This is a genomic window from Lonsdalea quercina (genome assembly GCF_900107885.1).
GTDB classification, from domain to species: Bacteria; Pseudomonadota; Gammaproteobacteria; order Enterobacterales; family Enterobacteriaceae; genus Lonsdalea; species Lonsdalea quercina.
The window spans coordinates 42,108-56,279 of the sequence record NZ_FNQS01000009.1 but is presented as its reverse complement, the minus strand read 5'-3'; the positions used below and the strand labels follow the sequence as shown (position 1 = coordinate 56,279).

General features: G+C 59.7%; 17 protein-coding genes and 1 pseudogene. 11 read left to right on the top strand and 7 right to left on the bottom strand.

The annotated features are described in order from the left end of the window. Positions 1-1,266 precede the first annotated feature (1,266 nt). From BLU64_RS12785 to BLU64_RS12755, 7 genes and pseudogenes are all read right to left on the bottom strand, one after another. On the bottom strand, positions 1,267-1,656 hold the full coding sequence (locus tag BLU64_RS12785) for a Mor transcription activator family protein (protein WP_026741905.1): 390 nt from the start codon (positions 1,654-1,656) through the stop codon (positions 1,267-1,269). Positions 1,657-1,752: 96 nt separating this feature from the next. Beyond that, positions 1,753-2,046 carry a hypothetical protein gene (locus tag BLU64_RS12780; protein WP_074728929.1) on the bottom strand — a complete coding sequence of 98 codons (294 nt, stop codon included), beginning with the start codon at positions 2,044-2,046 and terminating at the stop codon, positions 1,753-1,755. A gap of 2 nt (positions 2,047-2,048) precedes the next feature. Next, positions 2,049-2,951: pseudogene (locus BLU64_RS12775) on the bottom strand (ExeA family protein); the annotation flags it as partial. A gap of 198 nt (positions 2,952-3,149) precedes the next feature. Further along, positions 3,150-4,910 carry a DDE-type integrase/transposase/recombinase gene (locus tag BLU64_RS12770; RefSeq protein ID WP_074728927.1) on the bottom strand — a complete coding sequence of 587 codons (1,761 nt, stop codon included), beginning with the start codon at positions 4,908-4,910 and terminating at the stop codon, positions 3,150-3,152. 9 nt (positions 4,911-4,919) lie between these two features. Next, on the bottom strand, positions 4,920-5,834 hold the full coding sequence (locus BLU64_RS12765) for a DUF3102 domain-containing protein (protein ID WP_074728925.1): 915 nt from the start codon (positions 5,832-5,834) through the stop codon (positions 4,920-4,922). A gap of 17 nt (positions 5,835-5,851) precedes the next feature. Beyond that, entirely contained in the window at positions 5,852-6,157 is a 306-nt protein-coding gene (locus BLU64_RS12760) for a helix-turn-helix domain-containing protein (protein WP_074728924.1), read from the bottom strand. Between the two features lie 54 nt (positions 6,158-6,211). Beyond that, positions 6,212-6,400, bottom strand: a complete 189-nt coding sequence (locus tag BLU64_RS12755) for a DNA-binding protein (protein ID WP_026741174.1) — start codon at positions 6,398-6,400, stop codon at positions 6,212-6,214. A gap of 86 nt (positions 6,401-6,486) precedes the next feature. Here BLU64_RS12755 and BLU64_RS17035 point away from each other — a divergent pair, with 86 nt between their 5' ends. The 11 genes from BLU64_RS17035 to BLU64_RS12700 all read left to right on the top strand — a co-directional run bounded on the left by BLU64_RS17035 (position 6,487) and on the right by BLU64_RS12700 (position 14,013). Continuing rightward, positions 6,487-6,909, top strand: a complete 423-nt coding sequence (locus BLU64_RS17035; RefSeq protein WP_164477202.1) for a helix-turn-helix domain-containing protein — start codon at positions 6,487-6,489, stop codon at positions 6,907-6,909. Positions 6,910-6,927: 18 nt separating this feature from the next. Beyond that, on the top strand, positions 6,928-7,458 hold the full coding sequence (locus tag BLU64_RS17265; RefSeq protein WP_139171509.1) for a hypothetical protein: 531 nt from the start codon (positions 6,928-6,930) through the stop codon (positions 7,456-7,458). A 1,099-nt stretch (positions 7,459-8,557) separates the two neighbouring features. Further along, complete coding sequence (locus tag BLU64_RS12740; RefSeq protein ID WP_026741912.1) at positions 8,558-8,902, top strand: putative holin; 345 nt, start codon at positions 8,558-8,560, stop codon at positions 8,900-8,902. Between the two features lie 2 nt (positions 8,903-8,904). Then, on the top strand, positions 8,905-9,540 hold the full coding sequence (locus tag BLU64_RS12735) for a transglycosylase SLT domain-containing protein (RefSeq protein WP_036152483.1): 636 nt from the start codon (positions 8,905-8,907) through the stop codon (positions 9,538-9,540). Next, positions 9,530-10,165, top strand: coding sequence for a hypothetical protein (locus BLU64_RS12730; protein WP_026741914.1), 636 nt, complete (start codon positions 9,530-9,532; stop codon positions 10,163-10,165). Before BLU64_RS12735 ends, BLU64_RS12730 begins: the two co-directional genes overlap by 11 nt. Then, positions 10,162-10,479: a hypothetical protein gene (locus BLU64_RS12725; RefSeq protein ID WP_026741915.1), complete on the top strand. Its 318-nt coding sequence runs from the start codon at positions 10,162-10,164 to the stop codon at positions 10,477-10,479. Before BLU64_RS12730 ends, BLU64_RS12725 begins: the two co-directional genes overlap by 4 nt. Positions 10,480-10,481: 2 nt before the next feature. Then, complete coding sequence (locus BLU64_RS12720; RefSeq protein WP_026741916.1) at positions 10,482-10,790, top strand: hypothetical protein; 309 nt, start codon at positions 10,482-10,484, stop codon at positions 10,788-10,790. Between the two features lie 620 nt (positions 10,791-11,410). Continuing rightward, positions 11,411-11,884, top strand: a complete 474-nt coding sequence (locus BLU64_RS12715) for a Gp37 family protein (protein ID WP_026741917.1) — start codon at positions 11,411-11,413, stop codon at positions 11,882-11,884. Further along, positions 11,881-12,078 carry a hypothetical protein gene (locus BLU64_RS12710; protein WP_036152488.1) on the top strand — a complete coding sequence of 66 codons (198 nt, stop codon included), beginning with the start codon at positions 11,881-11,883 and terminating at the stop codon, positions 12,076-12,078. The genes BLU64_RS12715 and BLU64_RS12710 overlap by 4 nt, the downstream gene beginning before the upstream one ends. After that, on the top strand, positions 12,068-13,492 hold the full coding sequence (locus BLU64_RS12705; protein ID WP_026741918.1) for a phage tail sheath subtilisin-like domain-containing protein: 1,425 nt from the start codon (positions 12,068-12,070) through the stop codon (positions 13,490-13,492). Before BLU64_RS12710 ends, BLU64_RS12705 begins: the two co-directional genes overlap by 11 nt. Further along, a complete protein-coding gene (locus BLU64_RS12700; RefSeq protein WP_026741162.1) occupies positions 13,492-14,013 on the top strand; it encodes a phage major tail tube protein in 522 nt (173 codons plus the stop codon). The genes BLU64_RS12705 and BLU64_RS12700 overlap by 1 nt, the downstream gene beginning before the upstream one ends. Positions 14,014-14,172 lie beyond the last annotated feature (159 nt).

The following is a 14,172-nucleotide window of genomic DNA, read 5'->3' as shown; positions in this document are numbered from 1 at the left end:
AATATTTTGCTATGTGGAAAAAGAAATAAATTTGAATAATTATCCGCCCGAAAATGGAAAGATGAATTTTTTATTATTATTGATCGCTGGTCGATAATACGGACAGGCGAAAAATAACTCGGCTTTATTTTCTCTTTTTTTGACTAACTATTTCGTTAGCATTTTGTCGTTTTTTTGATAAAAGCGCGTTGCCAGTCTATTTTTGGGGTTCTTTATTTTTTTGTTGATTGGTTATTCAGCGTCGCCGAGGGAACTGGTCCTATCAGTATTTTTATTTTTTGTTCGCTGAGCGCCGGAGCAGGCTTAGTGCAAATAGAGAATAGCCATAAAGGGTGTGCGATCGAAGTGGGCGACCTTTATTCAGCGAATAGCCGTGAAGCAAAGCGCCGGATTATCCGGGAAATAAAGACTCGCGATGAATTGCAACAGGTCAGAGGACCGCGGAGTAGACTATCCGGCGGCAAGACTCCCGTGACGAACGGCCGGTGAGAGATCGGCAACCGCCGTCGTTTTTTGAGCGCGGTTTTGAGCGCCTCTGTCTGGGCGCCTCTGCTTTTTCAACCTTGTATTCTCCCTCTATTGCCGGGCCGCGGCGGCCTTTTGGGAATCCACCGCCGGTAAGCCTGTCAATCCGTGGCGTCTCCGCCTCATCTCCTCACGTTTTATCGTCCTGCGTTCTTCATGCAAATGTTCCTCCGGCCAGCGCCTCGGCGGGCCTTCGGCGCGGGAGTGTTGCCCTGGATCGCCTGCGATTTACCGTGATCAGCCGAGCCAGCGCAGTCGGGCCGGTTTAGACCTATCGCCAGCGTAGAGAAACGTGAGGGAAGTGGTTGGAAGCGGCCGCCATCCCCACGGGAACGCGCGCTTTCCGCTGACGCTGTGCGGCGGTTCCGCGTCCAATACCGACGCTTGGCCTTCAGTGCCGCTATGCGCTCAGTACACCCGCTTTGATGATCCCCATAGGCAGACTCCGGGGGGAGCGCTTGCCCCGTCAACGGGAGTTTCGTCTGCGATCAGACCAGACGCAGTGGCTGGCGGCGTTATCGTCTCACCTTTGCCTCAGACCTGGGGGATTTAGTGCGCCCCAACGGTGGTGAGATCGGTGGGCGTATTGACGTCACGCCGTTGCGGTGTGAAAGGGGGCGCGGAGTTGTGCAGCGGAGGCGGCGAGTGATACGTGAGGATATTTTGACGCGATTCAGGCGAGGCGTCTTGAGGGGACAAACCCCGCCCGGACGGCGGAGGCGTGCGGTCCGGGCGGGGAAATCAGTCGTCTTCGGTGCTGTCTCTGGCGGCGCCGCCTTCAAACAGCGAGCCTTGTATGCGCGCCTGTTCCTCTTTGCGGACGCGTTTGACGACGCTGTAGATCCACTGCAACGAAACGCCGTATTTACGGGCCAACTCGTGGTGGTTTTTGCCGTTGAAGTCGTTGAAGATCTCCTGGTCGCGCTGGCTGACTCTCCAGGCCATCCCCATCGGGAAGTAGACGTTTTGTCCGCCCCAGACCTGCATCATCCGGCTGGCGACGGCTTCGCCTATCTGGTCGGCGGTGCGGATGTCGATGTCCACGGCCTCGTGCAGAATGTTGGACGTGTGCTGAGCCAGCTCGACCAGCAGCTCTGGGCCTTTACTGCGAAAACTGTTGTTATTTGTCATGATGCATTCCTCTTCTTAATGTGAACGTTATTGATATCACTACGATTTTCCCCGTTAGCGGAGCGATGGCGACCGGCGCGGACGCCGGTCAATGTCTTATGGGCGGGCGCCTCCCGCGTCGTTCGACGCCGCGGCGGTATCGTCGTCCAGCGGCGTGACGGTCGCCTCCGCCACCCGCACCCCCTGGTCTTCCAGCAGCATGACCAACTGGTCGTTGGCGGACTCGATCAGGTCCGGCAGCCCGGCGCCCAGCAGTTGAGTCATCAGCAGCGTCACCTGCTCTTCGTGGTCCTCCAGCTCCGCCGTGACGGCGCAAGACAGGTCCACCGCGCTCAGTCCGCGCGCCGCTGTTTCTTTTTTATGCGTGATGTTGATGATGATTTTGGCCATGATTAGAGTCCTTTAATGACGTCTGAATTGATGAGGGGGATGCCGATGCTGGCTGCCAGATTCATGGCGGCGATCATCAGGTTGCCGATAGCAAGGGGGTAAAGCAGGCTGACCGTCTGACGGCCGCCCGTGTGAAAGCTGAGTCGGGCGCGGAGCGCGTCCAGCGCGCCGTCATCAAGCACCTCGTCGAGCGTTTTGCCGACGCGGCCCAGCTTGAAGCTGAGAAAGTCCGCCAGCGTTCCGTCCAGCGGCTCAAGTTCGACCACTTCGCAGCGCTGCACCACTTCGCGCACCTCGGGGTTGCGTTCGCTGAGCTTCGACGCCAGCTCCGGCTGGCCGATCAGCACGATGGAGAGCAGTTTTTTGAAGCCGCTCTCCAGTTCGAAAAAGCGCTTGAGATGCTTGAGCGTGGGGATCGGCAGGCTGTGCGCTTCTTCGATGATCAGCACATGGCTGTAGCCGCTGCGGCGGCTATCGCGCAGCAACCGGTGCATCTGGCGGAAGCGAGCATCTTGCGTACGTTTGATGCGTTCGAGCGGCGCCAGCGTGCTGATCACCGCCTCGGCGATGCCCGCGGCCTTCAGCGTTTTGCCTTTGACGTCGTTGTCTTCCATCGCCAGCGTGTACGGCTCGATGACGACGACCGGGGCGCGCTCGCGCTCCAGACGGTCAATCAGGTCGCGGCGCAGCGTGGACTTGCCCGCGCCGGACTCGCCGATCACCGCCAGAAAGCCGCCGTAGCATGCGGTCTGATGCAGCGCTTCGCGCACATATCGGATGTCGGGCGTGATGAACACGTCCTCGGGGCCTTGCAGTGCGTCTTCCGCAAACGGATCGCGGAACAGTCCGAACGCTTTGCGGGTCTCAGGGTGCAGCACCTGTTTTTTCAATAACATCCTTGCCTCCATAACGTGTGGCGATCGTGTCCTGACGGCGTGCCGTCGGGGCGACTTGCCGTCTCGCGTTGTCTCTGCGACGTGCCGTCACGCCGAAAAAAAGTTGAGCGTCCCCTGGGCGGCGCGATGTCGCGTCGCTCTGGGTCGGCGGGGAAGGCCGCTTAGGGAGTCGGCCCGGTCAGGTTGCGGCGCGGTTGCGCCGAGGGATCAAGGCCCGTTGACGAGGCGTGCGGGCGGCGTAAGCAGCTCGCCGGCCAGCGGCTCCAAGGCCTCGATGGGCACGCCGTCGGGAAAGCGGTTGGCAAGTTGGCGATAGTGCGCCGAGGTCCAGCTCTGCCCGTGGGCCAGGAAGCGCTCGCGCAGCATACGGGCGGCCTCGACGTGGCTCAGCGGTCGCTGCTCCACGCGCGGGGCGCGAACGGGAGACGGCTGGCCGCGCCGGGGCAGGTAGCTCGGCAATACGGCGTCGTCGATCTGCTTGTAAGGGTCGAGCCGTCCGCCGAACGGCAAGGCGTGGCGTCGGCGGGCATCGGCGGCGTCCGTCGCGTTGTCCGTCCCGGTGATGCGCCGCTCCAGCTCGGCTTTGGCCGTCTGCGCGGGCGTGGCGGCCTGCGCGCGGAAACGCTCGCCGATGACGGGCGCGGAGGCGGCGAAGCCGTAGGCGTCTTTCTCGACCTCTTCGACCTGCCAGTAGTGCTCGTAGCCGTCCTCGCCCATCATCACCACCTGCGCGCAGCGGCTGCGCCACGGGTTGCGGGTGATGCGCAGCGTCTGGCCGACCATGACGTCCGGCACCGACGACACGTCGTACTCCACGCCGCGGAACGAGACGCGCAGTTTCGGCGTCACTTTGCGGGTCTCCGGCGAGGAGACCGCCAGCTCGCGGCATACCTCGCGCGACGGCGCTTTCACCAGCTCGCTGTCGCTGATGTTCAGCCACGCGGCGGTGCGGGTCATTCCGGTGCGGCTGTGGACGGCGGTGGCGTTGAAGTGGCTGCGCCATTTGGCGGCCAGCGCGTTTAACTCCTCCAGGCTGTGGACCGGCTGGAACTTGAGGCCCGGCTCCAGCTTGCGTTCGATGATGTCGCGCGCTTTCTCGACCTGACCGGTGGCGCGGGCCGAGTGCGCTTTGTGGGCGATCAGCTCGATGCCGAGCGACTGGCATAGGTTGCGGGTCATGCTGGCGGTGTTGGCGGAGCCGGGGTCGAGGTAGAGGATTTTCGGCACGCCGTGCAGAACGTCGGCGCCGCCGCGCGCCTGCATTGCGTTGATCAGCACCGAGCACAGATTCTCGCCGGACTCCGCGCCCATCACGTATTCCACGTAGATCCAGCCGGTGGCGTGGTCGGTGATTTCGTAGCTCCATACCCGGTCGCTGGCGATGCGCGCCAGGTTGGCGGGCTTGTTTTTATAGAAGCGCGCGCTGTCCATCACCTGTAACCCTTTGCGGCCGTTGCTGAGGTAGTAGAGCGTGCACAGCGACGCGTCGATTTCCCAGACGTGGTTGGGGTGACGGCTCGCCAGTTCGGTGACCGGCGCGGGGGCGCTGAGCTGGTCAGGATGCAGGCCGTAGTTGCGCAGCGCGCGGCTCAGCGTGGAGGGGGACAGCGGGATGCACTCGCCGGTGGCCGGGTCCATGCGGCTGGCGTCGATCAGGCCGTTGGCGCGCAGGGTGTCCGCGGCGTCCGCAATCGCGTACAGGCGTTTGCCGTTTTTCCGCGTGGCTTCCATCAGCGTGGCGGCCAGCATGGCGGCTTCTTCGCGGGTCAGGGCGCTGTGGCCGGCGTCGCTGCGCTGCTTGCGAGGGCGGCGGGGCATCGCCACGGTCTTCAGCTTGCGCAGCAATGTTCCGCGGGACATCCCCAGTTCGGCGCACGCGGCGTCGTAGATCGGACCGCGGCGGCCATGTCCGGCTTCGCGCGCGGCGCGGGCGACGGCGACCAGTTTTTCCGTCAGGGCGGCGTTCATCATCACTCCTCAGACCGTCTCGGTGTGGGGCAGTCGAGGTTCGGGAGCGTCGAGCCAGGCCGGTTTCAGGCTGGCGTTCGGCGCCTCGTCCAGGAAGAAGCGCTCGCGCAGCTGGTGGATGGCGCGCTCCAGCTGGCACAGCAGGCCGTTCATGAATTCGGTCGGCGGCGACTCCAGGGCGTCGTTGCTGTTGAGCAGCTCGCTGAAACCGGCCTGTAGTTTGCCGAGCAGATGCGCTTCGGCGTCGAAGGCGATGGCGCTGACTTCGGCCCGTAGTTGGGCGCTCTGCGGGTCCGGTTCGGGAGTGGCGATGCGAGACTTTTTCTCCAGCTGAGTGGCCAGCTCGTCGATTTTGCTGTTTTTGTCCGCCAGCACCCGCTGCTGAGCGGCGCTGTTCTCGCGGGATTCGCGCAGGGCGGCCTTCAGTTCGCGGCTGGTCATGCGGTCGATCTCGTCGAGCGTCGCGCCCGCCACCGTGCCGCCTTCCGCCAGCTGGTCCAGTTCGTCGTCATCCAGCACCATCAGTTCATACAATTTGGTTTTGCCCAGAACGCGCAGCGATGAGCGCTTTGGCTGCGAGCCGTCGCCGTAGCCCAGAAACTTGACGCTGGCCTGCATCATGCGGCGCGCCACCTGCGGCGCCAGTCCCAGTTCGTTTTCGACGATGGTCGTAAAGGTGCCGTGCGGCTCGTTTTCTTTGAGGATCACCAATCGTTTACCGGCTTCCAGCATCGCTTCCGCGCTCTGCGCCATGTAAAAGCGGGCTTCGTGAATGATGCGGTCGCGCTCGTAGGGCAGGCCTTCGCCGTATTGCTGCATGATGCGCGTCTGGTGCTGCGACAGCGCGTTCAGGTTTTCATCCAGATCGCGGGCCAACGCGGCATCCGCAACTAATTCAAGCGGGGGAGTTTTTATTCTTGCCATGTGTGTGTGTCCTTCTACTACCGGCTGCCGGCCAGCAAGCGCTGGTTCATTTCGTTGATGCGGTCTTGTGCGAGTGCGATTTCGTTGGCATGAGCCTGAGCGATTTGCAGGGTCTGCATGCTCAGCGCGAAACGCCCGTTGTCTAACCGTTGCGCCAATCCTTCTTCGATCAAGGTGTGCAGCGCGCGGTGGATGTTGGCGGGCGATTCATCCAGCGCCGCCGCCAGTTCACCGTTCGCAACGCCGCCCAGGGTATGACCGCGCAGTGCTTTGAGAACGCGCAGAATACGAACGCCTGCGCTGGATACGTTTGCCTTGCTCATGCCACATTCTCCTTTTTTTAATATGTGATAATCTGTTACGGAGGTTGATAACCATCAAACGGGTTGGGGCGTTTTTAGGCCGAGTTTCACAGCAATTTCATGGCCTTTTCCGTATTTCGCCTTCGTGAGTCCGTTCAATACGCGGTAGACGTCTGAGGGGCGGTAGCCGTTTTCCTCGGCCCACCGGTTGAAGGTCCAACCGTTTTGCCGGAACAGCTGCTTAACCTGCTCGGGGGTTTTCATCGAGATGGCTCCTTTTTCTACGAAGAAAGTATCTATTTGTGCAATAGATTTTGTGAACTTTAGTTCTCATTGTCAACGGAGTTTTTGTGAACTTTGATTCTCTTTGTGCTCAGCGTCTAAAATCTGAGCGAAGTCGGCTAGCGTTAAAACAGGACGAAGCCGCGGCCAGATGTGGCGTTTCTCGTGAAATGTGGAGCAAATACGAACGTGGCGTTGCGGTGCCAGGAGGCGATGTGTTCGCTGCGTTCGCGCAGTCGGGCGCTAACGTGCAATTCATTTTGACCGGCGAGCAGGGCGCGTCCTCAGGGACGCGAGCTGACGCATTGGATGCGGAGCTGCTCGCAAATATTGTCCTAAAATTGGAAATGCTGGCTAAACAAGCGGGACGACGCTGGACGTCAGCGGAACTCGTATTACAATCAGCAAAAATATATAACTTCCTAATCAAAGAACCTGCTATCGATAATGATAGGATTGATAGCGTGCTGAAGTTGGTTATAAATCATTGATAATATAAAGGACTAATCATGGACAGAAGAGATAATGAATTACAGGAGCTTGCAGATCAGGTCGCGGGCAGTTTAAAAATGCTGCCTCAAGAGAACCTGGAGCGACAAATAACGATAAGCGTCGGGGGGGATAATCCGGGGTCCATACATGTCGGGTCCGTCGTGAATATAAATCCCGCGCCGGTGAGACCCCCAGAGTTACACGAGATGGATAACCGCACTTTACTGAATATGAAAAAAGCACTGATATCAAACCGTAATGAATCCTCGCGCCGCTGTTATTTCAATATCCCGTGCATCCTCTTATTCGGATTGATTTCTGGCGCGTTTATTTTTGTTCTGTGGAATATTTTTCTTATACTCCACCAAAAACCCACCTTGTTAGATTTAGACGAAAAGAAACTGATTATTTATGCCAGCTGGGTATGTTTGGTCACGGTGGCGGGTAAACATCTGGAGAAAATTCGTAAAATCGAATCTCAGATAGCCACGGAAAACCAGACCATTATTGATACTATCGATGTCATCTTGTTTCGCCGAGGCATGTAAGAGAAACACCTGACGCCTTGCGGAGTCCCCAGAAGCCATATCGCGCGGTGGGAGCGGTTTTATCCCTGATTTCCGTGCCGAGCATAGACATTCATCATCTTTGCCGAAGTCATTTCATGGCGCCGTAACGTACTCGCGATCCGGCGATGTGCGAAAATAAGCTTGTGCGGCCGGACCATAAAATAAGCGAAGGCGAAAAAAAGACTGTGGATAGTCCCTATCAACAATAACCGCAGGCTGATGTATTTATTGGATTCATTGTTATTTCCCTGAAATAGACCAATAAAGTTCCGCGTGGGAGCGTGGGCGGCAACGGCACCCTCCCGTGCGGAACATGGCCCCTCTTATGATGTCATTTTTCATGTTATTCGAATACGGACCGCCACCCGATATTGTTGCTGCGTGCGGCGGTAAGAGCGATGTCATCATGATGCTTCGCCGCTCGCCGCATGACCCGCCTTAGCACGCGTTCCGGCGTTGGTGGTTCCCCGAGGTCACACGGACGACAGCCGCGAGCGAATCAAGCGAGCCATTGTCTTGCTCTCCTTTGGCGGATGGCAGTGCCCGACGCGCCTGCGTCGGCAGATCGCGATGCCCAAGATACGCGCAACAGGTAAGCGGCGCGGCGAAGCGGGGCGTGACCGCCGTTGCATAAATTAGAAAATGACGGACAAAGCAGGTGGCGGATTTTTATCCGTGCGTCTACCCTTGGCCGTTGTATGAAAACTGGCCGGACGGTGGGTGGTGCTCAGCCTGTCGCTTTTTTGATACAAGCGAATTGCGCCGGTGTCGCGAGTGTCGCCGTGTTGATACAGACCGGCTGCGCGAGTGTCGCCGTGTTGATACAGGTTGATTACACCGCTCGTGGCCTACCGTAAATGCTCGCTTTCAAGGCGCTTTAGCATCGTGGGATTTTCACATCCACCGCGCATTTTCGCCCCCTCAGAGTAAAACTTCTGCTGATTTTTTCTTCGCCCAAATGAGCGGAAACCCTTGAGCCACGCGGCTTGCAAGGCGGTGGACGCTATAACCTCGTTTACAATCACGCCCCGATCGTCTCCGTAATGCTGTGTGCATTTCACTTCTCAAGGAGACTGTTATGCAAAGTAAAAAACGCCGCATCATGCGGCTGGAACGATTGTTGGGCTGGCAACTGACGGCGGTATTGCTGCTGGTGCTCATCGCGCTGGTGTCGCCGCAGCAGCTGCCGGTGGTGGTCTATAAGATCTCGCTGATTACGCTGGCGGCGGTGCTGGGCTACTGGCTGGATCGTTCGTTGTTCCCGAAAGCCTCGCTGGGGCAGTATCTGGAGCACGATCCGGAGCAGATGGCGCACGGGCATTATCCGGTGCGGGCAGGCTGTGAATTGATCTTTGCCGCCGTACAGCTGCGACGCGCGATGATCGTCGCGGCCGTGTGTGTGTCTGTGGCGACGGGGTTGTAATCATGCTATCGCCACAAACCGTGGGCCTGCTGTTGTCCGCGCTGCTGCTGGCGTCGTGGAGCGGCGTGCCGCGTTTCGTTCATGCCGACGATCAAACGCCCGCCGCCGCGCAGCGCTATCGCAGCGAGCTAATCCGCAGCGCCCGGCTGGAGTGGGGGCTGTCAGCGCCGGTGGCCGACTTCGCCGCCCAGCTGCATCAGGAGAGCGGCTGGAATCCGCAGGCCGTGTCGCCCGTCGGCGCGCAGGGGCTGGCGCAGTTTATGCCCGCCACCGCCGAATGGTTCAGCGGCATCATGCCGGAACTCGATAAAAATCAACCCTTTAATCCCGGATGGGCCATTCGCGCGCTCACGCAGTACGACCACTGGCTGTGGGAGCGTCTGCGCGGCGTTAACCCTTGTGAGCGGATGGCGATGACGTTGTCGGCCTACAACGGAGGACTCGGTTGGGTGCAGCGTGACCGGCGTCTGGCGGAGAAGCAAGGGTTGAACGGTCAGCGCTGGTTCTCCCACGTCGAAAACGTCAACGCGGGCCGCAGCGCCGCCAACTTCCGCGAAAATCGCCACTATCCGCAGCGCATCTTGAAGGAGCTGGCGCCGCGCTATCTGACATGGGGAGACGCCAGCTGTGTTCACTAATCTGATCCCCTGGCGCTGGCTGGGCGCTCTCACGCTGGTCATGCTGCTGGCCTGGGGCCTGTATCACAACGGCTATACGCGCGGACAGGCTCAGGCCGCCCGCGACGGCGAGCTGGCGCTGAGCGAGCTGCGAAACCGCCACGAGCAGGCGCTGCTGGCGCAGGCCGAAGAGGATAACGAGGCCCTGACGGCTTGGCAGCAGCGCTATCAACAACAGGTTGTTTCAGCGGCGGAGGCGGAAAAACGTTATCTCGCCACCCTGTCCGACCTGCGTCGTACCCATCAACAGCTACAGAGGAAAATTGATGATGTTACCCATCGTTGGCAAGATGAACGCGGCCAGAGTCACGCTATCGAGTGCGTGTTTACTGCTGGCTTCGTGCAGCAGTACAACGCCGCCTTCGGCCTGTCTTCCCTCACCGCCGATGCGGGAAACGCCGCCGCCGCCGCCCGCCGCGCTGGCGGCGCGTCCGGAGCCGGTGCCGCCGTTGATCCCCGGCTACGCGATTCCGGCGTCGCCCAGCGCGATCTCCTCGCTCACGCCACTGAAGTCGGCGCCGCCTATCAACGGCTCGCCGCCCAGGTGAATGGGCTACTGGACTATATCGCGGGGCTGGAAAGATGAAGGTCGAGATTGAATTCTGGACGCTGGTCGGTCTGCTTCTCTCCTTCATGGGCTTTGTTTTCGCGGTCGCGAAGATGTTTTTTGCCCAAATGGAGAAGCGTCAGGCCGAGCAATTCCTGGCGCTGGACACCAGCTTCAGAACCAGTATGGGCGACCTTAACAGTCTGGAGCGCGAGTTTATGGCGTTCAAGGCCGATTTGCCGCTGAACTATGTGCGCCGCGAGGATTACATTCGCGGACAGACGGTGATTGAAGCCAAGCTTGATGCGCTCTACAACAAGTTGGAGCTGGTGCAACAACATGGGAGAACTTAGCGGTGGAAATATCTCGATTGCGTCAGGAGTCCATGCGCTGGCATGTCCTGGTGACGCTAAGCCGTGCGCGGCCGTATCCCGTCAGCCTGTTTTTTTTGCTGGAGGTGATTCGCGGGATATATCCCGATGTCACGGCGCCCGAATTGCGTAGGGCGCTGGACTATCTGACTGAAAGCCATACGCTTTCGGTCAATCCGGAGCCGTACGGCAGCGGGACCGTGAGCCTGACCCGCCTTGGCGCGGATCTGGTCGACTACACGGTCGACAGCCTGCCCGGCATCGCCCACCCCACCAAATATTGGCACGACTAAACCCAAGCGTCTTCGCACGTCCTCTTCATTGCGGAGACGTTTTTATGATGCGACGACGCCCCTCCTTCTCTCCCCCAACGTCAACACTCCGCGACGGCTCGATCTCGATGTCGCTTTTTGCTTAGAGCATTGTCGCCTGTACCCGACGGCTCGATCTCGATGTCGCTTTTTGCTTAGAGCGTTGTCGCCTGTACCCGACATCTCAAATTCTACTGTCTCCATTTTTCATTCGTCACTTTTCCCCTCTCCGAACTGTTCATTCCCAGCGTCCGACGCCGAACTCCCCATTTCCGAACCTCCAACCTCAACGTCATTCCACGCATTATCGTCTTTCTGGCTGGCTCTGCGGCGCGCGCACTCCGCGACGGACCGCTACTCGGCGAAAAAATTGCAACTTGTTGATGTTCAATGTGTTTCTAAATAGGGTTAAAAGCCCAATCCCCCATTTCCCGCGATACTGACCTCAGTTTACGAAAACAGGACGGTGTCATGCAGTCGATTCAATTTGTTCAGTTCATCACCCGTACCGCGCGGCGCGGCGACGCGCTTCCGGCATGTGGGCGCCGCGACGCTCAGACGACGAACGGCCTTTGCCGCCGTGCCGCGCGGGGGAACGCGTAATGGACGTCTCACCGATGATTGATGCCGTGGTTGCCCGGATTGCCGAGGCCTTTCCCGGCTTGCAGGTGGAATCTTTCCCCGGAAAACCGGCTGAGTACGTCCTCAGCCATCCTGACGGCGCGATTCTGGTGCGCTACGCCGGCTCTGCGTTTCGCAAGCCGGAGGAGTGCGGGATCGTGCTGCAAACGCAGCTTGTCAAGCTGCGCGCCACCGTCGTGTGCCGCGAATCCAGCGGACAAAACGGGGCCGTGACCGTGCTGGATGCGCTGCGGCGCGTGCTGTGCGGACTCCGGCTTCCGAATTGCAACCGCAAAATCCGGCTGAAGAAAGAGACGGTCGTCGGCAAGGGCAGTAGCGATGGACTGTGGCGTTACACGCTTCGGTTCACCGCGGAAACCCTGCAAACCGAGGACGCGTCGCTGCCCGACGGGCCATTACTCACACAAGTCACTTACAAGGAAAGCGAAATATGAAATACCGCTACACCGGCCCGACCAGCGGCGTCACGCTGGCTGACGGCACCGAAGTGCTGCTGTTTCCCCAGCATGAGGTGGAACTGCCCGCCGAGCATGATTACGTGAAAACGTTGGTCGCTCTGGGCTTTCTGCAATCGTTGGAAAACGGCGCTTCTATCACTACTAACGATGAGGTAAACCATGGCAGCTAACTATCTGCATGGGGTCGAAACCGTTGAGGTCGAAACCGGCGCTCGCCCGATTAAGACCGTTAAATCCGCGGTCATCGGCCTGATCGGCACCGCGCCCATGGGGCCGGTCAACGACGTCACGCTGTGCGTGTCGGAAACCAACGCGGCCCAGTTCGGCTCTCAGGTCAGCGGATTCACCATCCCGCAGGCGCTGGACGCCATTTACGACCACGGCGCCGGTACGGTGCTGGTGATCAACGTGCTCGACCCGGCCAAACACAAGACCTCGGTCAGCAATGCCTCGGTCACGTTCGACAGCACGGGCGTCGCCCAGCTGGTCAACCCGGTGGTCTCCAACCTGGTGCTGCGTAAGAGCGACGACGCTCAGCCGTACGTGGAAGGTCAGGACTACACGCTGGATGCGCAGACCGGGAAAATCACCCGCGTCGGCACCAACATCGACAGCGGCAGCACCGTGATCGCCAGCTACGACTTCGCCGACCCGACGAAAGTCACCGCGGCCGACATCATCGGCAGCGTGAACGAAGCGGGCAACCGCACCGGCATGAAGCTGCTGAACGACACCTACAACGCCTTCGGTTTCTTCGCGAAGATCCTGATTGCGCCGGTGTACTGCACGCAGACCAGCATCGTCACCGAATTGGTGTCCCTGGCCGACAAACTGGGCGCCGTCGCCTACGTCGATGCGCCGATCGGCACCACGTTCCAGCAGGCCATCAGCGGCCGCGGACCGACAGGCACCATCAACTTCAACACCAGCTCTGACCGCGTGAAGCTCTGCTACCCGCACGTCAAAGTCTACGACGCGAACACCAACAGCGAACGTCTGGAGCCGCTGTCTCAGCGCGCCGCCGGCCTGCGCGCCAAGGTGGACAACGAGAAAGGCTACTGGTGGAGCAGCTCCAACCAGGAGATCTCCGGCATCACCGGCGTAGAGCGCCAGCTGTCAGCCATGATCGACGACCCGAACTGCGAAGTGAACCTGCTGAATGAACAGGGCATCACCACGGTGTTCAACAGCTACGGCAGCGGCCTGCGTCTGTGGGGCAACCGGCAGGCGGCCTGGCCGTCCGTGACCCACATGCGCAACTTCGAAAACGTGCGCCGTACCGCCGATGTGATCAACGAATCCATCCGCTACTTCAGCACCCAGTTCATCGACCAGCCGATTAGCCAGGCGCTGATCGACGCGCTGACCGAATCCGTCAACGCCTATGGCCGTACGCTGATCGGCAACGGCGCGCTGTTGGGCTTCAAGTGCTGGTACGACGCCGCGCGCAACGAAGAAACCGAGCTGGCCGCAGGCCACGTGCTGCTGAGCTACAAGTTCACGCCGCCGCCGCCGCTGGAACGTCTGTCTTATGAATCCGAGATCACCTCCGAATATCTGGTGACGCTGAAGGGGAATAGCTAATGGCTAAAATCGAAGTCAATCGCATCACCAATGCGAATATTTATCTGAGCGGAGCGAATCTGCTGGGCCGTGCGGAAGAAATCAAACTGCCGGACATCAGCATGACCATGCAGGAGCACAAAGCGCTCGGCATGGTGGGCAAAATCGAACTGCCTTCCGGGTTCGACAAGCTGGAAGGGGAGATCAAATGGAACTCCTTCTACCGCGAAGCGATGCTGGCCACCGCCAACCCGTACAGCGCGTTGTCTTTGCAGTGCCGCTCCAGCGTGGAGCGCTACACCGCGCAGGGCCGCGTCGATGAAGTGCCGATGATCACCTACCTGACCGTGATGTTTAAGAAGAACCCGCTGGGCACCTTCAAACCGCACGAGAACGCGGAGTTCAGCTCCAGCTTCAACTGCACCTACGTCAAGCAGGTGATGGATGGCGAAGACATCCTTGAGCTGGATTATCTGGCCAACATCTTCATGGTCAACGGCGTCGATCAGCTGAGCGACTACCGCACCAATATCGGCGGCTAATGCCGCGTCGCCTGGGGACGACAGCGAATTTTCGAACGTCGTCATCAGGCGACACCCACGGTCGCGGCGGGCCTTCACGGCGGCCCGACCGTCCCAAGCAAACATGTGCCGCACGGCTTTGGCCGGGCAAGCACCCCGGCTCTTACGAGAACCGACCTG

What these genes read in the sequence shown, in the direction of transcription:
- BLU64_RS12755 (WP_026741174.1), bottom strand. Translation starts at nt 6,400, where the DNA reads ATGAAAACCCCCGAGCAGGTTAAGCAGCTGTTCCGGCAAAACGGTTGG.
- BLU64_RS12725 (WP_026741915.1), top strand. Translation starts at nt 10,162, where the DNA reads ATGAAGGTCGAGATTGAATTCTGGACGCTGGTCGGTCTGCTTCTCTCC.
- BLU64_RS12715 (WP_026741917.1), top strand. Translation starts at nt 11,411, where the DNA reads ATGGACGTCTCACCGATGATTGATGCCGTGGTTGCCCGGATTGCCGAG.
- BLU64_RS12770 (WP_074728927.1), bottom strand. Translation starts at nt 4,910, where the DNA reads ATGAACGCCGCCCTGACGGAAAAACTGGTCGCCGTCGCCCGCGCCGCG.
- BLU64_RS12710 (WP_036152488.1), top strand. Translation starts at nt 11,881, where the DNA reads ATGAAATACCGCTACACCGGCCCGACCAGCGGCGTCACGCTGGCTGAC.
- BLU64_RS12780 (WP_074728929.1), bottom strand. Translation starts at nt 2,046, where the DNA reads ATGGCCAAAATCATCATCAACATCACGCATAAAAAAGAAACAGCGGCG.
- BLU64_RS12765 (WP_074728925.1), bottom strand. Translation starts at nt 5,834, where the DNA reads ATGGCAAGAATAAAAACTCCCCCGCTTGAATTAGTTGCGGATGCCGCG.
- BLU64_RS12735 (WP_036152483.1), top strand. Translation starts at nt 8,905, where the DNA reads ATGCTATCGCCACAAACCGTGGGCCTGCTGTTGTCCGCGCTGCTGCTG.
- BLU64_RS12760 (WP_074728924.1), bottom strand. Translation starts at nt 6,157, where the DNA reads ATGAGCAAGGCAAACGTATCCAGCGCAGGCGTTCGTATTCTGCGCGTT.
- BLU64_RS12705 (WP_026741918.1), top strand. Translation starts at nt 12,068, where the DNA reads ATGGCAGCTAACTATCTGCATGGGGTCGAAACCGTTGAGGTCGAAACC.
- BLU64_RS17265 (WP_139171509.1), top strand. Translation starts at nt 6,928, where the DNA reads ATGGACAGAAGAGATAATGAATTACAGGAGCTTGCAGATCAGGTCGCG.
- BLU64_RS12740 (WP_026741912.1), top strand. Translation starts at nt 8,558, where the DNA reads ATGCAAAGTAAAAAACGCCGCATCATGCGGCTGGAACGATTGTTGGGC.
- BLU64_RS12785 (WP_026741905.1), bottom strand. Translation starts at nt 1,656, where the DNA reads ATGACAAATAACAACAGTTTTCGCAGTAAAGGCCCAGAGCTGCTGGTC.
- BLU64_RS12700 (WP_026741162.1), top strand. Translation starts at nt 13,492, where the DNA reads ATGGCTAAAATCGAAGTCAATCGCATCACCAATGCGAATATTTATCTG.